Source organism: Pantoea cypripedii (assembly GCF_011395035.1).
In the GTDB taxonomy this organism is placed as follows: Bacteria; Pseudomonadota; Gammaproteobacteria; order Enterobacterales; family Enterobacteriaceae; genus Pantoea; species Pantoea cypripedii_A.
Window position 1 is genome coordinate 257,789 of record NZ_CP024768.1, and the last position, 17,938, is coordinate 275,726.

General features: G+C 56.3%; 18 protein-coding genes. 13 read left to right on the forward strand and 5 right to left on the reverse strand.

The features are described 5' to 3' along the window. Positions 1 to 16 precede the first annotated feature (16 nt). Positions 17 to 2,284 (reverse strand): zinc/cadmium/mercury/lead-transporting ATPase, encoded by a 2,268-nt coding sequence (locus CUN67_RS01160; protein WP_208713657.1) that lies wholly within the window; start codon positions 2,282 to 2,284, stop codon positions 17 to 19. Between the two features lie 93 nt (positions 2,285 to 2,377). Continuing rightward, on the reverse strand, positions 2,378 to 3,007 hold the full coding sequence (locus CUN67_RS01165; RefSeq protein ID WP_208713658.1) for a lysoplasmalogenase: 630 nt from the start codon (positions 3,005 to 3,007) through the stop codon (positions 2,378 to 2,380). Between the two features lie 165 nt (positions 3,008 to 3,172). On the opposite strand from CUN67_RS01165, the gene CUN67_RS01170 reads away from it, so the two are divergent. Continuing rightward, complete coding sequence (locus tag CUN67_RS01170; RefSeq protein ID WP_208713659.1) at positions 3,173 to 3,529, forward strand: DUF2500 domain-containing protein; 357 nt, start codon at positions 3,173 to 3,175, stop codon at positions 3,527 to 3,529. Positions 3,530 to 3,613: 84 nt separating this feature from the next. Here CUN67_RS01170 and CUN67_RS01175 read toward each other — a convergent pair whose 3' ends face one another. Together CUN67_RS01175 and rsmD are read right to left on the reverse strand one after the other, a co-directional pair. After that, positions 3,614 to 3,883: a DUF1145 family protein gene (locus tag CUN67_RS01175; protein ID WP_208713660.1), complete on the reverse strand. Its 270-nt coding sequence runs from the start codon at positions 3,881 to 3,883 to the stop codon at positions 3,614 to 3,616. Next, positions 3,883 to 4,473, reverse strand: a complete 591-nt coding sequence (gene rsmD, locus CUN67_RS01180; protein ID WP_208713661.1) for a 16S rRNA (guanine(966)-N(2))-methyltransferase — start codon at positions 4,471 to 4,473, stop codon at positions 3,883 to 3,885. The genes CUN67_RS01175 and rsmD overlap by 1 nt, the downstream gene beginning before the upstream one ends. A gap of 229 nt (positions 4,474 to 4,702) precedes the next feature. Between rsmD and ftsY the strand changes: the two genes are divergently transcribed. From ftsY to rpoH, 4 genes are all read left to right on the forward strand, one after another. Next, on the forward strand, positions 4,703 to 6,088 hold the full coding sequence (gene ftsY / locus CUN67_RS01185; protein WP_208713662.1) for a signal recognition particle-docking protein FtsY: 1,386 nt from the start codon (positions 4,703 to 4,705) through the stop codon (positions 6,086 to 6,088). A 5-nt stretch (positions 6,089 to 6,093) separates the two neighbouring features. Then, complete coding sequence (ftsE, locus tag CUN67_RS01190; RefSeq protein ID WP_084871797.1) at positions 6,094 to 6,762, forward strand: cell division ATP-binding protein FtsE; 669 nt, start codon at positions 6,094 to 6,096, stop codon at positions 6,760 to 6,762. Then, complete coding sequence (ftsX, locus tag CUN67_RS01195; protein ID WP_208717046.1) at positions 6,752 to 7,735, forward strand: permease-like cell division protein FtsX; 984 nt, start codon at positions 6,752 to 6,754, stop codon at positions 7,733 to 7,735. The genes ftsE and ftsX overlap by 11 nt, the downstream gene beginning before the upstream one ends. 249 nt (positions 7,736 to 7,984) lie before the next feature. Further along, complete coding sequence (rpoH, locus tag CUN67_RS01200; RefSeq protein WP_208713663.1) at positions 7,985 to 8,842, forward strand: RNA polymerase sigma factor RpoH; 858 nt, start codon at positions 7,985 to 7,987, stop codon at positions 8,840 to 8,842. A 53-nt stretch (positions 8,843 to 8,895) separates the two neighbouring features. Here the strand turns inward: rpoH and panM are convergent, their stop codons facing one another. Continuing rightward, a complete protein-coding gene (panM, locus tag CUN67_RS01205; protein WP_208713664.1) occupies positions 8,896 to 9,282 on the reverse strand; it encodes an aspartate 1-decarboxylase autocleavage activator PanM in 387 nt (128 codons plus the stop codon). A gap of 404 nt (positions 9,283 to 9,686) precedes the next feature. Here panM and CUN67_RS01210 point away from each other — a divergent pair, with 404 nt between their 5' ends. From CUN67_RS01210 to ugpE, 8 genes are all read left to right on the forward strand, one after another. After that, the gene (locus CUN67_RS01210; RefSeq protein WP_208713665.1) at positions 9,687 to 10,814 is read left to right on the forward strand and encodes a branched-chain amino acid ABC transporter substrate-binding protein; all 1,128 of its coding nucleotides are present in this window, start codon (positions 9,687 to 9,689) and stop codon (positions 10,812 to 10,814) included. A 119-nt stretch (positions 10,815 to 10,933) separates the two neighbouring features. Further along, complete coding sequence (livH, locus tag CUN67_RS01215) at positions 10,934 to 11,860, forward strand: high-affinity branched-chain amino acid ABC transporter permease LivH (RefSeq protein ID WP_084871802.1); 927 nt, start codon at positions 10,934 to 10,936, stop codon at positions 11,858 to 11,860. Beyond that, positions 11,857 to 13,128, forward strand: coding sequence for a high-affinity branched-chain amino acid ABC transporter permease LivM (locus tag CUN67_RS01220; protein WP_208713666.1), 1,272 nt, complete (start codon positions 11,857 to 11,859; stop codon positions 13,126 to 13,128). The genes livH and CUN67_RS01220 overlap by 4 nt, the downstream gene beginning before the upstream one ends. After that, complete coding sequence (gene livG, locus CUN67_RS01225; protein WP_013507459.1) at positions 13,125 to 13,892, forward strand: high-affinity branched-chain amino acid ABC transporter ATP-binding protein LivG; 768 nt, start codon at positions 13,125 to 13,127, stop codon at positions 13,890 to 13,892. The genes CUN67_RS01220 and livG overlap by 4 nt, the downstream gene beginning before the upstream one ends. A 1-nt stretch (position 13,893) precedes the next feature. Beyond that, a complete protein-coding gene (gene livF / locus CUN67_RS01230) occupies positions 13,894 to 14,607 on the forward strand; it encodes a high-affinity branched-chain amino acid ABC transporter ATP-binding protein LivF (protein ID WP_208713667.1) in 714 nt (237 codons plus the stop codon). A gap of 223 nt (positions 14,608 to 14,830) precedes the next feature. Beyond that, entirely contained in the window at positions 14,831 to 16,147 is a 1,317-nt protein-coding gene (gene ugpB, locus CUN67_RS01235) for a sn-glycerol-3-phosphate ABC transporter substrate-binding protein UgpB (RefSeq protein ID WP_084871806.1), read from the forward strand. Positions 16,148 to 16,208: 61 nt separating this feature from the next. Next, positions 16,209 to 17,096 (forward strand): sn-glycerol-3-phosphate ABC transporter permease UgpA, encoded by an 888-nt coding sequence (gene ugpA, locus CUN67_RS01240; RefSeq protein ID WP_208713668.1) that lies wholly within the window; start codon positions 16,209 to 16,211, stop codon positions 17,094 to 17,096. Continuing rightward, a complete protein-coding gene (ugpE, locus tag CUN67_RS01245; protein ID WP_208713669.1) occupies positions 17,093 to 17,938 on the forward strand; it encodes a sn-glycerol-3-phosphate ABC transporter permease UgpE in 846 nt (281 codons plus the stop codon). Before ugpA ends, ugpE begins: the two co-directional genes overlap by 4 nt.

A 17,938-nucleotide genomic window follows, 5' to 3' on the forward strand; every position in this document is an offset into this window, starting at 1 on the left:
ATCAGGCATCCACTTGTTAGTCACGCGAACGCAGTAACCGCAGCGCATTGGCGGTGACCAGCGCGGTAGCACCGGAATCCGCCAGCACCGCCAGCCATAAACCGGTAAAGCCGAGCAGCGTGGTGACCAGGAACAATCCCTTCAGCCCCAGCGCCAGCGCGATATTCTGACGGATAATGCGCCGCGTGCGACGAGCCAGCGCCACGGTGCGCGGCAGAATCGCCAGGCGGTTTTGCGTCAGGGCTGCGTCGGCGGCTTCCAGCGCCACATCGGTACCGCTTTCCATCGCAATGCCTAACGTGGCCGCTTTCATCGCCGGGGCATCGTTGATACCGTCGCCAATCATTGCCAGCGGATGTTGTTTATCCAGTTCACGAACGGCGGTGACTTTGTCCGCAGGCAGCAGACCGGCGCGATAATCAATCTGCAACGCCGCGGCAATCGCCGCAGCGGCGCGCGGGTTATCACCGGTCAGCATCAGGCTACTGATACCGAGTTTTTGTAGCGCGCTCAGGGCAGTAACCGCCTCGGCGCGCAGCCGATCCTGCAACGCCAGCAGACCCAGCGGGCGTGTATCCTGTAACAAGAGCACCACGGTTTTACCCTGCGCTTCATACTGCGCGATGGCCTGCTGTTGTTCTTCAGCCAGGTTTGTCACCTCGCGCGGTGCCAGCAACTGATAGCTGAGGCCGTGAATCTTCGCCTGGATCCCGCTGCCTGCCAGTGTCTGCTGGTTGCTGGCGGCGGGGAGGGGCAGCCGCCGACGCACCGATTCCGCCACAATAGCCAGCGCCAGAGGATGGCTGGAACCCTGTTCAACCGCAGCGCTCAGCGCCAGCAACGAGTCCGTCTGCGCGTTGTCGAAAGCGACGATGTCGGTCACCTGTGGCTTACCTTCGGTCAGCGTGCCGGTTTTATCGAACGCCATCATCCTGACGCGACTCAGTCGTTCCAGTGCAGCTCCGCCTTTAATCAACGCGCCCTGACGCGCAGCAGCAGCCAGGCCGGAGGTGATGGCGGCCGGGGTGGAGATCACCAGCGCACAGGGGCAACCAATCAGCAGCAATGTCAGCCCTTTATAGATCCACGGCAGCCAGCCTGCGCCAGCCAGCAACGGCGGCAGCACCATCACCAGCAACGCCAGCAGCATAATTGCCGGGGTGTAGAGGCGGCTGAAGCGGTCAATAAAACGTTCAACCGGCGCGCGATGGCTTTCCGCTTCTTCGATCAGTTGCAGGATGCGGTCAATGGCGCTGTGACCTGGCTCTGAGAGCACCTTCAGCATCACCAGTCGATCAACGCTGGTGGCACCGGCCATCACCGTTTCGCCGGGCTGACGTGCTACGGGTACCGATTCACCGGTGAGGGCGCTCTCGTCAAAGCTGGCACTTTGGTCAAGCAACTCACCATCGGCCGGTAAACGGCCACCGGCGGCAACCTCAATCACATCACCCGGCTGCAAATCTGCCAGCGCGACCTGCTGGCGCTGCGCGCCACGCACGCGGATGGCTGTATCGGGACGCAGCGCCATCAGCGCGGTCACGCCACGGCGAGCACGGGTGGCAGCATAGGCTTCCAGTCGTTCCCCCAGCTGGAACAGCAGCAGCACCATCGCCGCTTCGGCGTGTGCGCCAATCACCAGGGCACCGGCGGCAGCCAGCGTCATCAGGGTTTCGATACTGAAGGGTGAGCCGCTGCGCAGCAAACGCCAGGCACTGCGCGCGACCGGCAGCAAGCCGACCAGAGTGGTGGCAATAAACAGACGATCGCCCCAGATGGGGGAGACCTGGCTTAGCAGCCAGCTGGCGAGCATCAACACGCCCAGCAGCAGCAAACCGGCATTTTCCCGTAAACGGCTGGGCTGAATCTGTGGATCGGAGGAGATCAGGCTAAAACCGGCGTTTTTTACTGCCTGCTCAATGGCCGGACGGATATCATTTTCTGCGTCGACGACCAGTTTTTCGCTGGCAAAGATCACACGGGCGCTGTGCACCTGCGGTAATTTTTGCACCGCGTTTTCGATTTTGCGGGCGCAGCTCGGGCAATCCATGCCAGCAATTTGCCAGCGGAATTGTTGCGTACCGGGGCCGGGCCTGTCGCTCTCTTCGTCGGCTTCGCCACCGCCGGGGCTGCCACTGTCGCAGCAGTCGCAGCTGCTTTCCGGCGTCACCGGCTGGGCAGCGGAAATCTGTAATGTCACCGGGCGTGCGCTGCTGATGCTGCACAGCGGCTGCGGTTTGCTATGGCTTTTACCACAACGGCAGGGGTGAGAATGTTGATGCATGTAACCTCCGGATTCAGGGGCGGGCATTAGCCCATCCCCTGATGCTACACTCTGGAGTGGACTCCAGAGTCAAGCGTTAAGGTTACTTTTTCTTCAGTTGAGCCACAAAGAGCGCACAATCATAAAGTGACCGGCGAAGTAGCAGGCTGCGACGAGAGCGCTGTCGGCGCTGACCCGGCGGCGGTAATGCGTGATAAACCAGACGATATTTGCCAGCAGCAACAGCCCGGCACCGACCAGCAGCGAGAAGCTGTAATCGGTCGGACGGAAGAAGTAGTTCTCGGCGGCCATCCAGTTCATCACCAGCGTCATGCCGATAAAGGTGCATACCGGCCAGCGCAGTTCCTCCAGTTTCGACCAGATGATGCCAATCAACAGCACGCCGATGATCAATAGCGTGAGTGGAATCGGCCAGAAGAAACTCACCGTCATATGCGCGGCGAAGCTGATGGTGTACAGCAGATGCGAAAGAAAGAACGCCCCGAGGGCATACAGCATCTGCTGGCGTGGCAATAGCGTCAGAGCATCGCCAAGTAGCGTGGCGACCAGGCCGGCCACAATCAGATAGTCGGTGGTGTTGAAGGTGGGTGCTTGCCAGGCCCAGGCTAACAGCAGCAGCAGGGTGACGGGTTTAAATAACCAGCGCTGCCACTGGGGGCCGCGGTATGTCGCATCGACATAGAGCCAACCGGAAAAAAGTACGGCAAGGAAAGACCAAAGCATGTTTTCTCCCTTTTTCTGGACGTGTTGTCCGCCAGTCTGATGAATTTTCCCAAAATCGCCAACCCAGTGTATGTTACCGGCGATGAATGTGACAATCGGGCAACTCTGGTTGTATGCTTTGTCGTCTTTACCTTTCCGACACTAACGCAAAGCACGAGCGAAAACATGAGCAAACCACCGCTACTCTTTTTTATCGTTCTGGCGATTATTGCCGTTTTGGCGACCCGTCAGTTTATCAAACAGCGCCGCGAAACCGCGGTAAACGATGTTTCCCCGATCCGCTCCCTGAGTGTCGAGGTTAAAACCAAGCGTGAGTATCCGTCACCGAACCGTCGCTCGCGTCAGCGTGAAGTGATTGCCGGGGAAGATATGCGTTATGAAGCCTGGTTCCATCCTCTGAATGGCGCAGGGGATTTCAGGTTGATCATTAATGCCGGCGATTATCATCAGATGGATAAAGGCGTGAAGGGCGAACTGAAAATGCAGGGCAGCCGGTTTGTGAGTTTTACCCCGGTGCAATAATTATGGCTGTGCGGTTATTGGCACGGTCGGCATGAATACCGACCCTACGATGTAGGGTGCGCATTTATGCGCACCTGAACCAGGTTACATCTTCGGGTAATGCTTTTTCTGCCACGCCAGCAACTCAAACACGCCGAAAAAGAATATTTTCCATTGTGTGGCTCGCCCCAGCTTTGGCGCTTCTTTCGGCTGCGTGGCGCGCAGCAATACCAGCTGCAACCCATGCATGATGACCATAAAGAACAGCGCGACATGCACAAAATAGCGCAGCGGCACGGGAAACGGATGCACCAGATTTAACAGTAAAAACGCCCAGACGCAGATCATCAATAAACGTCCCAGATTAAGCCACATCACGCATCTCCTTGTTGGCGTTGGTATAAGCGATAAGCGACCTGTCCGGCAATTTTCTCGCGATAAAGATCCCAGTTAGCAGGCACCGGTAACGCGCCATGTTCCACTTCGCTTTCGACATAGATTAGCGCATCTTCCGCCAGCCAGCCGTTCTGCTCCAGCAGGGCCAGCGTCTCCTGCAATAACCCCTTACGAAATGGTGGATCGACGAACACCACATCAAAAGGCTCACCCGGCTGGCTCAGCCATTGCAGCGTATTGGTTTGGACCACTTTGCCGTTACCGGCACGCAGCGTTTGCAGGTTCTGCGTCAGTTGCTGCGCCACCGGCCGCTCCAGCTCCAGCAGGGTGGCGGAGGCGGCAAAACGCGACAGCGCTTCCAGGCCAAGTGCGCCACTGCCAGCAAAACAATCCAGGCAGCGCGCCTGCTGGATATCCGGGGCCAGCCAGTTAAACAGGGTTTCACGCACCCGATCGGTGGTCGGCCGCAGGCCCGTGCTATCGGGAACGGGCAATTTACGACCGCGCCATTGGCCGCCAATGATACGGATCTGACCAGCAGCGCCGCTGCTGCGGGGGGATTTACTCATTTTGCTCACAACTCGTCATAATTTGTTGCGTAGTTTAACGGGCGTGGCAGGCAGAAGAAACGTAAAAAAGGGTGCTGTGGTGCGCTGGCTGGAAAGTGTTAGACTAGTGAGTTGGTATGGCACGCGTAATTCACTGATTTTTACGCGGCTGAAGCCTTCAAATTGAATTTTTTATCCCCTGGGAACAGCGTGCTACCGGGAATAAGCCATCGAGGAGTGTAGTCACACAATGGCAAAAGAGAAAAAACGCGGCTTTTTTTCCTGGCTAGGCTTTGGCAAAGAAGAAGAGGCGCAACAGCCAGCGGAAGAGAAGCAGCAACCTGCTGAAGTGGCGCAGGAGCCAGCCGTTGAAGAGAGCGCGTTAGATCGTGCCGAAGCGCAGGCTGAAGAAACCGTTGCCGTCACCGAGCAGGTGGCACAACAACAGGAAGCCCCTGTCGCTGAACCCATTACTGCGGTTGAAGAAGAGGTTCTGCCGGAAGCGAGCGTACAGCCTGAGGTCGCACCGATTGAAGAAGAACCTCAGATTGAAGAGCTGGCACAGGACGAGGACGACATTGCGCTGAGCGATGAAGAACTGGAAGCGCTGGCACTGGCTGAAACTGCACCTGAGACAGAGGAACCGGAGGACACCGTCAGCGATCTGCCGCTGGCCGCCGCACCGATTGTTCCGCAGGAGCAGGAGCGTCCAACCAAAGAGGGCTTCTTTGCCCGTCTGAAACGCAGCCTGGTAAAAACCCGTGAAAATCTTGGTTCCGGATTTATCGGGCTGTTCCGCGGCAAGAAAATCGATGACGATCTGTTTGAGGAGCTGGAAGAACAGCTGCTGATTGCGGACGTTGGCGTCGAAACCACGCGCCGCATTATCGCCAATCTGACCCAGCAGGCGAACCGTAAGCAGCTGCGTGATGCAGAAGCGTTATACGGTTTGTTGAAGGCAGAGATGGCCGGCATTCTCGATAAAGTGGATGCGCCACTGGATGTCGCGGGCAAAACGCCATTCGTTATTCTGATGGTGGGTGTCAACGGCGTCGGTAAAACCACCACTATCGGTAAGCTGGCGCGCCAGTATCAGGCCGAAGGCAAATCTGTGATGCTGGCTGCGGGTGATACGTTCCGTGCCGCTGCGGTTGAGCAGCTTCAGGTTTGGGGCCAGCGTAATAACATTCCTGTTATCGCGCAGCATACCGGTGCTGATTCCGCGTCAGTCATTTTTGACGCTATTCAGGCGGCGAAAGCGCGTCATGTCGATGTCCTGATTGCCGATACGGCGGGCCGCCTGCAGAACAAATCGCACCTGATGGAAGAATTGAAGAAAATCACCCGTGTGATGAAGAAGCTGGATGAAGATGCGCCGCACGAAGTGATGCTGACGATTGATGCCAGCACCGGGCAAAACGCGATCAGCCAGGCCAAACTGTTCCATGAAGCGGTGGGCCTGACCGGCATCACGCTGACAAAACTGGATGGCACCGCGAAAGGCGGTGTGATCTTCTCGGTTGCCGATCAGTTTGGCATTCCGATTCGTTATATCGGTGTCGGGGAAGGCATCGAGGATTTACGGCCGTTTAAGGCCGCAGACTTTATTGAGGCACTGTTTGCCCGAGAGGACTAATTGGGATGATTCGCTTTGAAGAGGTCAGTAAGGCATATCTGGGCGGACGCCAGGCGCTCCAGGGTGTGGATTTCCATCTGCGCCCCGGCGAAATGGCGTTTCTGACCGGCCACTCTGGCGCGGGGAAAAGTACCTTACTGAAGCTGATTTGTGGCATTGAGCGCCCGAGCGCCGGGCAGATCTGGTTCAGCGGGCACGACATTACCCGGCTGCGGAATAGCGAAGTGCCCTTTTTACGTCGCCAGATTGGTATGATCTTCCAGGATCACCATCTGCTGATGGACCGTTCAGTGTATGACAACGTGGCAATCCCGCTGATTATCTCGGGTGCCAGCGGTGAGGACATTCGTCGTCGCGTGTCGGCGGCGCTGGATAAAGTCGGCCTGCTCGACAAAGCGAAAAGTTTCCCGATTCAGCTCTCTGGCGGTGAACAGCAACGCGTCGGGATTGCCCGTGCCGTGGTGAATAAGCCCGCCGTGCTGCTGGCGGATGAACCGACCGGTAACCTCGACGAAGCCTTGTCTGAAGATATTTTGCGCCTGTTTGAAGAGTTCAATCGCGTGGGTGTCACGGTGCTGATGGCGACCCATGATATGGGGCTGATAGCCCGGCGTAACTACCGCATGATGACGCTTAATCAGGGACGCCTGCACGGAGGCCATGATGGTCAATAAACGCAATAAGCGCGCACCTGCGCCAAAAGCGAAACAACCGTCGAAAAGCAAAGCGCTGAAGGGCGGTTGGCAGGAACAGTGGCGCTATGCGCTGCGCGGCACGGTGTCTGATATGTGGCGTCAGCCGCTGGCGACACTGCTGACGGTGATGGTTATTGCTATTTCGCTGACGCTGCCGAGCGTCTGCTATATGGTGTGGAAAAACGTCAGCCAGGCGGCGACCCAGTGGTATCCGGCACCGCAGCTGACGGTTTATCTCTCCAAAACGCTGGATGACACTGCGGCAGAAAACGTCACCGCACAGCTTAAGCAGCTGGACGGCGTGGATAACGTCAATTATCTGACGCGTGAAGAGGCGCTCAACGAGTTCCGCAACTGGTCTGGTTTTGGTGGTGCGATGGATATGCTGGAGCAGAATCCGTTGCCTGCGGTGGCGATCATCACGCCGAAACTGAATTTCCAGAACTCGGATACCATGGCGAATCTGCGCGACCGCGTAGCGAAAGTGCAGGGCGTGGATGAAGTGCGGATGGATGACAGCTGGTTTGCCCGTCTGGCAGCGCTGACCGGTCTGGTTGGGCAAATTGCCTCGATGATCGGCCTGTTGATGGTGATTGCGGTGTTCCTGGTGATTGGCAACAGCGTGCGTCTCAGCATCTTTGCCCGTCGCGATACCATTAATGTGCAGAAGCTGATCGGTGCCACCGATGGCTTTATTCTGCGTCCGTTCCTGTACGGCGGTGCCTTGCTCGGTTTCAGCGGTGCGGTGTTGTCGCTGATTTTGTCTGAAGTGCTGGTGCTGCGTCTGCAATCTGTGGTGGCGCAGGTGGCGACGGTGTTCGGTACCACCTTTGTTCTGGAAGGTTTTTCCTGGGATGAAGGGCTGCTGCTGCTGTTGATTGCCGCGATTATTGGCTGGATTGCCGCCTGGCTGGCGACAGTACAACATTTACGCCGATTTACGCCGCAGTAAACGTCTGACACATTTTTTTGGTATAATAGTCCTCTGCTGCCGGCACTCGGGCGCAGAGGATTTTTTCTCCGCTTCCCTTCCTGTCATCTGTGTGTAAAATATTCACTGTTACTATGGAACTTGTGGATAACTTTGATCTCTAAGTTCGGGTAGCACAGATTGCTTTCGGATTTCGGGTGACGTTGACATACTGTATCGTCTGCCCAAAGAAATGTGCGGCAATATTCAACTGAATTTGTGAGGGTTTGAATGACCAAAGAAATGCAAACTTTAGCTATTGCTCCTCTTGGTAACCTGGAATCGTATATCCGGGCCGCCAACGTCTGGCCGATGCTGTCGGCAGAAGAGGAAAAAGCGCTGGCTGAACGGCTGCATTACCAGGGCGATCTGGATGCAGCTAAGACGCTGATCCTGTCTCATCTGCGCTTTGTTGTTCATATCGCTCGTAACTATTCCGGTTACGGCTTGCCACAGGCGGACCTGATTCAGGAAGGCAACATCGGCCTGATGAAGGCGGTGCGCCGCTTCAATCCTGAAGTGGGTGTGCGTCTGGTGTCGTTTGCCGTGCACTGGATTAAAGCTGAGATTCACGAGTACGTACTGCGTAACTGGCGTATCGTGAAGGTCGCTACCACCAAGGCACAGCGTAAGCTGTTCTTTAACCTGCGTAAAACCAAGCAGCGTCTGGGCTGGTTTAACCAGGATGAAGTGGAAATGGTAGCGCGCGAGCTGGGCGTGAGCAGCAAAGACGTGCGCGAAATGGAATCCCGCATGGCAGCGCAGGACATGACTTTCGACATGTCGTCTGACGACGAAAGTGGCGAAAGCAAAACCATGGCTCCGGTGCTGTATCTGCAGGATAAAACCTCTGACTTTGCCGATGGCATCGAAGAGGATAACTGGGATGCGCACGCCGCCGACAAACTGACCGACGCGATGCAGGGTCTGGACGAGCGTAGCCAGCACATCATCCGTGCGCGCTGGCTGGATGAAGAAAACAAAACCACGTTGCAGGAACTGGCCGACCAATACGGTGTTTCCGCAGAGCGTGTGCGCCAGCTGGAAAAGAACGCCATGAAGAAACTGCGTATGGCGATTGAAGCCTGATAAGGCTCAGAAAAACAGGCGACTCCCGGAGTCGCCTTTTTTATGCCCGCAATTCATCGAATCCAGCCATCAACCTGTGCACGAAAACCACAAGCCTGCATAAACGCGGCGCGTATGCCCTGATCAGCCTCGCCGTCATCGGCAATCCACCAATCCGCCAGCGAACTGTTCTGCGCCAGCGTCTCTTCCAGTAAATATTTCCCCACCCCACGGCGACGCGTGACTTCACGCACGCTGAGATGCGTAATTTTCCCCTGAGTGCCCTGAATCGTCAGTTGCAGTGCCGCCAGCAGGCGGTCATTAAAACGCGCGGCATAGACACGCTGCGTTTCGCTGAGCTGAGCTTCCAGTTGCGAAATGTCGAACTCAGGCCAGACTTTGGTCAGGTCGATGCGATCCTGTGTCGTCAACGATGTTAAGCGCTGAATAGTGAGCTTCATTACCCGTACCTGTACTAGTGCAAAGGGCATAGTGTAGCGAATTTAGACAGTCAGAGCGCTGTCACTTTTTTTTGATAAAAACAGGTCAAACAACATCCAGTTTGCCAGTATTATGGTTTAACAGTCCGAGTGTTGTGTATTAAGCCAGCATAATACGCTGGTGATGTGGCTAAAATGTGGCCATAACAACCAGAGGATTCTGCTGTTTGACCGGGGCATTACTGAATATGTCAGTTGATTTACAGAAGAAAGTTCCTGTTTAATAACCTGAAAAATAACGCCTTATTACCTATAAATGCCAGAAAAGTGCGCTAACTCATTATTCCTGAATCAGTTTTCCTCTTTCACTGGCAGAAAATAAACCAACACACAACAGACACGACACAACAGATGGGGAAGTTCGCATGAAAATGAGTAAAGGACGCGCATTATTGGCGGGCTGCGTGGCGCTGGCGATGAGCCACGCGGCGCTGGCGAAAGACATCAAAATTGCCATCGTTGGTGCGGCAACCGGTCCGGTAGCCCAGTACGGTGACATGCAATTTACCGGTGCAGCGCAGGCAATCAAGGACATCAACGCCAAAGGCGGTGTCAACGGCGATAAGCTGGTGGGCGTGGAATATGATGATGCCTGTGACCCGAAACAAGCGGTCGCGGTGGCTAACAAAGTGGTTAACGATGGCATCAAATACGTTATCGGCCACCTCTGCTCCTCTTCAACTCAGCCGGCGTCTGACATCTACAATGACGAAGGCGTGCTGATGATCACCCCGGCGGCCACCGCACCGGAACTGACGGCGCGTGGTTATGCTGACGTGCTGCGCACCACCGGCCTCGATTCCGATCAGGGCCCGACAGCGGCAAACTACATCCTGGACACCATCAAACCGAAACGTATCGCGGTGGTGCATGATAAGCAGCAGTATGGCCAGGGCCTGGCGGAATCCGTGCAGAAAACCCTGAAAGCCAAAGGCGGCAACGTGGTGCTGTTCGAGGGTATCACCGCCGGTGATAAAGATTTCTCTACCCTGATTGCACGTCTGAAGAAAGATAACGTCGATTTCGTTTACTACGGTGGTTACTACCCGGAGCTGGGCCAGATTCTGCGCCAGGCGAAAGCGGCAGGCCTGAACGCGGGCTTTATGGGACCAGAGGGTGTCGGCAACGCTTCCCTGTCTAACATCGCGGGTGATGCGTCTGAAGGCCTGTACGTGACGCTGCCGAAGCGTTATGACCAGCTGCCGGGCAACAAAGCCATTGTTGATGCGATCAAAGCCAACACCGCACCGAACCGCAAAGATCCGACCGGTCCGTTCGTCTGGACCACCTATGCGGCGATTCAGTCGCTGGTGGCGGGTATCGAGCGCAGCAAGAGCGACGAGCCGGATGCCATTGCGAAGAACCTGAAAGAAGGCGCACCGGTGCCGACAGTGATGGGCGACCTGAGCTGGGATCAGAAAGGTGACCTGAAAGGCTTCGAATTCGGCATCTTCAAGTGGCACAAAGACGGCTCATCTACAGCGATCAAGTAATCGTTGCATCCAGCACGAAATCAGGGCGGCCTTCAGGCCGCCCTTAATCAAATCCGGTCAATTTACCGCCAGTCGCGGTAACGATTTACCATCACGGACGTGTTTCTAAGGTACTTGTTATGTCCGAGCAGTTCCTCTATTTCCTCCAGCAGATGTTCAACGGAGTGACCCTGGGCAGCACCTATGCGCTGATTGCCATCGGGTACACCATGGTTTATGGCATCATCGGCATGATTAACTTCGCCCACGGCGAGGTGTACATGATCGGTAGCTACGTCTCCTTTATCGTGATTGCCGCGCTGATGATGATGGGCATCGACACCACCTGGCTGATGATTGCCGCCGGGTTTGTCATGGCGATCATCATCTCCAGCGCCTACGGCTGGAGCATCGAACGCGTGGCTTATAAGCCGGTACGTTCCTCGAAGCGCCTGATAGCGCTGATCTCCGCCATCGGTATGTCGATCTTCCTGCAAAACTACGTCAGCCTGACGCAAGGCTCGCGCGATCTCGCGTTACCGAGCCTGATCACCGGCCAATGGACGCTGGGCGAAAGCAACGGCTTTGCCGCCACGCTCTCCACCATGCAGCTGATGATCTGGGTAGTGACCTTTATCGCCATGCTGGCACTGACGATTTTTATCCGTTATTCGCGCATGGGCCGCGCCTGCCGTGCCTGCGCTGAAGACCTGAAAATGGCCAGCCTGCTGGGTATCAACACCGACCGCGTGATTTCGCTGACCTTTGTGATTGGCGCGGCGATGGCAGCTGTCGCCGGGGTGTTGCTGGGGCAGTTCTACGGCTCCATCAACCCGTTTATCGGTTTTATGGCGGGCATGAAAGCCTTTACCGCCGCCGTGCTGGGTGGCATTGGCAGCATTCCGGGGGCGATGATTGGCGGCCTGGTGCTGGGTATTGCCGAAGCGCTGACGTCGGCTTATCTCTCCACTGAATATAAAGATGTGGTTTCCTTTGCGCTGCTGATTGTGGTGCTGCTGGTGATGCCGACCGGTATCCTTGGCCGTCCGGAGGTGGAAAAAGTATGAAGCGCCTCGGTCTGGTTAATGCCGTTATCTCTACGGTGATGTTGCTGGTGCTTGCCACCTTTTTTATGGGCATGCGCCTTGATCTTGATGGCACCAAACTGGTGGTGTCAAACGCCGGAACGGTGCGCTGGCACTGGATTTTTGTCGGTTGCGGCGTGGTGTTTTTGTTCCAGCTGCTGCGTCCGTTATTCCAGGGCGTGTTGAAACGTGGCGGAAACGGGCTGGTGCTGCCGGGCTTTGATGGTTCGACGCCGAAGCAGAAGCTGGTGATGGTGCTGTTTATCGTTGCGGCGGTGGTCTGGCCGTTCCTGGTGTCGCGCGGTAGCGTGGATATCGCCACCCTGACGCTGATCTACGTGATGCTGGGTCTGGGCCTTAACGTGGTGGTGGGGCTGTCTGGTTTGCTGGTACTGGGCTATGGCGGTTTCTATGCCATCGGTGCTTACACCTTCGCCTTGCTCAATCACTACTACGGTTTTGGCTTCTGGCAGAGCCTGCCGCTGGCGGGGCTGGTGGCTGGTGCGTTTGGTTTGCTGCTCGGCTTCCCGGTGCTGCGTCTGCGCGGTGATTACCTGGCGATCGTCACCCTCGGCTTTGGTGAGATTGTGCGTATCCTGCTGCTGAATAACACCGCCATTACCGGTGGTCCGAACGGCATCGCGCAGATCCCGAAACCGACCTTCTTTGGTCTGGAGTTTGGCCGCAAGGTCAGCGAAGGCGGCTGGGGCACCTTCCATGAGGTGTTTGGTCTGAAATACGACCCGAATGACCGCGTTATTTTCCTCTATCTGGTCGCGCTGCTGCTGGTGGTGCTGACACTGATTATCATCAACCGTCTGCTGCGCATGCCGCTGGGACGTGCCTGGGAAGCGCTGCGCGAGGATGAAATCGCCTGTCGTTCACTCGGCCTTAGCCCGACGCGCATCAAGCTGACGGCGTTCACCATCAGTGCCGCCTTCGCCGGGTTTGCCGGTACGTTGTTCGCCGCACGCCAGGGCTTTGTCAGCCCGGAGTCCTTCACCTTTGTCGAGTCAGCGTTTGTACTGGCGATTGTGGTGCTGGGCGGTATGGGATCGCAGTTTGCGGTGATCCTGGCGGCGGTGCTGCTGGTGGTATCGCGTGAACTGATGCGCGATCTGAATGAATACAGCATGCTGGTGCTGGGCGGCTTAATGGTGCTGATGATGATTTGGCGACCGCAGGGTCTGCTGCCGATGAAACGTCCGCATCTGAAACTGAAACAGGGTAAAGCAGGAGAGCAGGCATGAGTCAGCCTTTATTAGCGGTAGAAGGCCTGATGATGCGCTTTGGTGGCCTGCTAGCGGTGAACAACGTGGCGCTGGAACTGCGTGAGCAGGAAATCGTGTCGCTGATCGGCCCGAATGGTGCCGGTAAAACCACGGTGTTCAACTGTCTGACCGGTTTCTATAAGCCAACGGGCGGCAGCATCAAACTGCGTGATCAGAATCTGGCAGGATTACCGGGGCAGAAAATCGCGCGAATGGGCATTGTGCGTACCTTCCAGCACGTGCGTCTGTTCCGTGAGATGACGGTGATTGAAAACCTGCTGGTGGCGCAACATCAGCATCTGAAAAGCGGCGTGTTCTCCGGGTTGTTTAAAACCCCGGCATTCCGCAAAGGGGAAAGCGAAGCGCTGGACCGTGCCGCCACCTGGCTGGAGCGTATTGGTCTGCTTGAACTGGCGAACCGCCAGGCGGGTAACCTGGCTTATGGTCAGCAGCGTCGTCTGGAGATTGCGCGCTGTATGGTGACGCGTCCGGAAATCCTGATGCTGGATGAGCCTGCCGCCGGTCTTAACCCGAAAGAGACGCACGAACTGGATGAGCTGATCGCTGAACTGCGCGGCACCCATAAGGTGTCGGTGCTGTTGATCGAACATGATATGAAGCTGGTGATGGGTATTTCTGATCGCATCTACGTGGTCAATCAGGGAACGCCGCTGGCCAATGGCACGCCGGAAGAGATTCGTAACAATCCGGACGTGATCCGTGCCTATTTAGGAGAGGCGTAATATGGCCAACCCGATGTTAACCATTGAAAACGTCAGCGCGCATTACGGCAAAATTCAGGCGCTGCATAACGTCAGCCTGTATATCAACCAGGGGGAGATTGTCACCCTGATCGGTGCCAACGGCGCGGGTAAAACTACGCTACTCGGCACGCTGTGCGGTGAGCCACGCGCCACCTCGGGTGCCATCACTTTTGATGGCAAAACCATCACCGACTGGCAAACCGCGCGCATTATGCGCGAGGCGATCGCCATCGTGCCGGAAGGGCGGCGAGTGTTTTCGCGCATGACGGTGGAAGAGAACCTGGCGATGGGTGGCTTCTTTGCCAGCCGCAGCCAGTATCAGGAGCGCATTGAACGCGTTTATGATCTGTTCCCACGTCTGGCAGAGCGTAAGGTGCAGCGTGCAGGCACCATGTCGGGCGGTGAGCAGCAGATGCTGGCGATTGGCCGTGCGCTGATGAGCCAGCCGCGTCTGCTGTTGCTGGATGAGCCATCACTGGGCCTGGCACCGATCATCATTCAGCAGATTTTCGACACCATCGAACAGCTGCGTAAAGAAGGGATGACCATCTTCCTTGTGGAGCAGAACGCCAACCAGGCGCTGAAACTGGCCGACCGTGGCTACGTGCTGGAGAACGGGCATGTGGTGCTGGAGGATACCGGCGCCGCGTTGCTATCCAACGAAGCGGTGCGCAGCGCGTATTTGGGTGCCTGATACCAGGTCGGCATGAATGCCGACCCTACGCAACAAACACATCCACCCGTAGGGTCGCCATTTATGGCGACCTTTTCTACAATTCGTACCATGTTAAACCAGATTCACCCCTGTCACACTCCCGTCATTAACCTGTTATTTTTCCGTCATTTTCCCGTGTCATGTTACTTCGCGAACAAAAAATGCGTGATTTCGCGCGTATCTAACAGCACAGGAAAACTTTATGTCCGCTTTTACGCTTCGTCCCCGCCTGATGAGTGCACTGCTCGGTCTGGCGCTCAGCGGTAATGCGCTGGCTGCTACCGAAATTCCTTTCTGGCACTCAATGGAAGGCGAGTTAGGCAAAGAAGTTGATTCTCTGGCACAACGTTTTAACCAGGCTCACCCAGACTATAAAATCGTCCCGGTCTACAAAGGCAACTATGAACAGAGCCTGGCGGCGGGGATTGCAGCAGTCCGTACCGGCAAAGCACCGGCTATTTTGCAGGTGTACGAAGTCGGCACTGCCACCATGATGGCGTCAAAAGCCATTGTGCCGGTGCATCAGGTCTTCCAGGATGCCGGTATCGCTTTCGATGAAAAACAGTTCGTCCCGACCGTGGCAGGTTACTACAGCGACTCCAGCGGTCATCTGATCTCCCAGCCGTTTAACAGCTCGACGCCGGTGCTGTACTACAACAAAGACGCCTTCAAAAAAGCCGGTCTGAACCCGGATCAGCCGCCGAAAACCTGGCAGGAACTGGCGAAAGACGCCGATGCGCTGCGTAAAGCAGGCATGACCTGTGGTTACGCCAGCGGCTGGCAGGGCTGGATTCAGATTGAAAACTTCAGCGCCTGGCATGCTCTGCCGGTAGCGACCAAAAACAACGGCTTTGACGGCACAGACGCAGTGCTGGAATTCAACAAGCCGGTGCAGGTTCGCCACATCCAGATGCTGGAAGATATGAACAAGAAGGGTGACTTCACCTACTTTGGCCGTAAAGATGAATCAACCGCCAAGTTCTATAACGGCGATTGCGGCATCACCACAGCCTCTTCCGGTTCACTGGCGGATATCAAACATTACGCCAAATTCAACTTTGGCGTTGGCATGATGCCGTATGACTCCACCGTACCGAACGCACCGCAGAACGCCATCATCGGTGGTGCCAGCCTGTGGGTGATGAAAGGGAAAGATGCCAACACCTACAAAGGTGTCGCGGAATTTATGCAGTTCCTGGCCCAGCCGGAAATCGCAGCGGAATGGCACCAGAAAACCGGTTATCTGCCGATCACCACCGCAGCTTATGAGCTGACCAAACAGCAGGGCTTCTATGACAAGAACCCAGGCGCAGACATTGCGACGCGTCAGATGCTGAACAAAGATCCGCTGCCGTTCACCAAAGGGATGCGTCTGGGCAACATGCCGCAGATTCGTACCATCGTGGACGAGGAGCTGGAAGGCGTGTGGACTGGCAAACAGTCGCCGCAGGCAGCACTGGATAACTCAGTGAAACGCGGAAACGAACTGCTGCGCCGTTTTGAGCAGCAGGTGAAGTAACCGCCGTAACGGGGCAGATCCCTGCGATCTGCCCCGATCTTTTTGTCTGACCGAGTCTGCTATGTCCTCATCACGCCCCGTATTCCGCTCCCGTTTGTTACCTTACTTGCTGGTGCTGCCGCAGCTGGTGATTACCGCCATCTTCTTTCTGTGGCCAGCGGGTGAAGCGCTGTGGTATTCGCTGCAAAACCTTGATCCCTTTGGCATCACCAGCACCTTTGTCGGGCTGGATAACTTCCGTCGCTTGTTTAACGATGAATACTACCTGGCGTCCTTCTGGACCACCATTGAGTTCAGCGCGCTGGTGACGGTATGCGGCATGTTGTTTTCGCTACTGCTGGCGGCGCTGGTGGATTACGTGGTGCGGCTGAAGAAGCTGTATCAAACCCTGCTGTTGCTGCCTTATGCGGTGGCTCCGGTAGTGGCGGCGGTGCTGTGGATGTTTCTGTTTAACCCCGGACTCGGTCTGTTCAGCCATCTCCTGAACCAAATCGGCTACGACTGGAACTACGCGCAGAATAGCGGCCAGGCGATGTTCCTGATTGTTCTGGCGTCGATCTGGCAGCAGATGAGCTACAACTTCCTGTTTTTCTTTGCCGCACTGCAATCGATCCCCAAATCGCTGGTGGAAGCGGCAGCGATTGATGGAGCCGGACCGGTGCGTCGTTTCTTTAACCTGTCCCTGCCACTGATCACCCCGGTGAGTTTCTTCCTGCTGGTGGTCAACCTGGTGTACGCCTTCTTCGATACCTTCCCGGTGATCGATGCGGCGACCGGTGGCGGTCCGGTGCAGGCCACCACCACGCTGATTTATAAAATTTATCGCGAAGGTTTTACCGGGCTGGATCTCTCCTCGTCGGCGGCGCAATCGGTGGTGCTGATGCTGCTGGTGATTGGCCTGACTATCCTGCAATTCCGCTTTGTCGAGCGTAAGGTGCAATACCAATGATTGAGAACCGACGCGGGCTGGATATCTTCAGCCACACGCTGCTGGTGCTGGGCGTGCTGACCATTTTGTTTCCGCTGTATGTCGCCTTTGTGGCGGCCACGCTGGACAACAACGCGGTGTATCAGGTGCCGATGACGCTGATCCCTGGCACGCATTTATGGGACAACATTGCCCGCATCTGGACCCAGGGGGTGAACGGCAGTGGCCCGGCCTTTGGTCTGATGCTGTTCAACAGCCTGGTGATGGCGCTCGGCATTACCGTGGGAAAAATTGCCGTCTCGATGCTGTCAGCGTTTGCGCTGGTGTGGTTCCGTTTTCCGCTGCGCTCGCTGTTTTTCTGGCTGATTTTCATCACCCTGATGCTGCCGGTTGAAGTGCGTATCTTCCCGACGGTGGAAGTGATTTCGACGCTGCATATGCTCGACAGCTACAGTGGTCTGACACTGCCGCTGATGGCATCGGCCACCGCCACCTTCCTGTTTCGTCAGTTCTTTATGTCACTGCCGGATGAGTTGATTGAAGCGGCGCGCATCGACGGTGCCAGCCCAATGCGTTTCTTCTGGGATATCGTGCTGCCGCTGTCGAAAACCAATCTGGCGGCGCTGTTCGTGATCACGTTTATCTACGGCTGGAACCAGTACCTGTGGCCGCTGCTGATTATCAATGACGCCAGCCTCGGTACCGCGGTGGCGGGGGTGAAAAGTATGATCAACACCAGCGGCGGGCCGACGCAGTGGAACGAAGTGATGGCGGCAATGTTATTAACCCTGATCCCACCGGTGGTGGTGGTTTTAGTCATGCAGCGTGCCTTTGTGCGTGGCCTGGTGGAGAGTGAGAAATAA

Coding starts and splice junctions, on each gene's coding strand:
- CUN67_RS01160 (WP_208713657.1), bottom strand. CDS start 2,284: ATGCATCAACATTCTCACCCCTGCCGTTGTGGTAAAAGCCATAGCAAA.
- ftsE (WP_084871797.1), top strand. CDS start 6,094: ATGATTCGCTTTGAAGAGGTCAGTAAGGCATATCTGGGCGGACGCCAG.
- CUN67_RS01175 (WP_208713660.1), bottom strand. CDS start 3,883: ATGTGGCTTAATCTGGGACGTTTATTGATGATCTGCGTCTGGGCGTTT.
- ugpA (WP_208713668.1), top strand. CDS start 16,209: ATGTCCTCATCACGCCCCGTATTCCGCTCCCGTTTGTTACCTTACTTG.
- ugpE (WP_208713669.1), top strand. CDS start 17,093: ATGATTGAGAACCGACGCGGGCTGGATATCTTCAGCCACACGCTGCTG.
- livF (WP_208713667.1), top strand. CDS start 13,894: ATGGCCAACCCGATGTTAACCATTGAAAACGTCAGCGCGCATTACGGC.
- livH (WP_084871802.1), top strand. CDS start 10,934: ATGTCCGAGCAGTTCCTCTATTTCCTCCAGCAGATGTTCAACGGAGTG.
- rsmD (WP_208713661.1), bottom strand. CDS start 4,473: ATGAGTAAATCCCCCCGCAGCAGCGGCGCTGCTGGTCAGATCCGTATC.
- CUN67_RS01170 (WP_208713659.1), top strand. CDS start 3,173: ATGAGCAAACCACCGCTACTCTTTTTTATCGTTCTGGCGATTATTGCC.
- CUN67_RS01220 (WP_208713666.1), top strand. CDS start 11,857: ATGAAGCGCCTCGGTCTGGTTAATGCCGTTATCTCTACGGTGATGTTG.
- ftsX (WP_208717046.1), top strand. CDS start 6,752: ATGGTCAATAAACGCAATAAGCGCGCACCTGCGCCAAAAGCGAAACAA.
- livG (WP_013507459.1), top strand. CDS start 13,125: ATGAGTCAGCCTTTATTAGCGGTAGAAGGCCTGATGATGCGCTTTGGT.
- rpoH (WP_208713663.1), top strand. CDS start 7,985: ATGACCAAAGAAATGCAAACTTTAGCTATTGCTCCTCTTGGTAACCTG.
- ftsY (WP_208713662.1), top strand. CDS start 4,703: ATGGCAAAAGAGAAAAAACGCGGCTTTTTTTCCTGGCTAGGCTTTGGC.
- ugpB (WP_084871806.1), top strand. CDS start 14,831: ATGTCCGCTTTTACGCTTCGTCCCCGCCTGATGAGTGCACTGCTCGGT.
- CUN67_RS01210 (WP_208713665.1), top strand. CDS start 9,687: ATGAAAATGAGTAAAGGACGCGCATTATTGGCGGGCTGCGTGGCGCTG.
- CUN67_RS01165 (WP_208713658.1), bottom strand. CDS start 3,007: ATGCTTTGGTCTTTCCTTGCCGTACTTTTTTCCGGTTGGCTCTATGTC.
- panM (WP_208713664.1), bottom strand. CDS start 9,282: ATGAAGCTCACTATTCAGCGCTTAACATCGTTGACGACACAGGATCGC.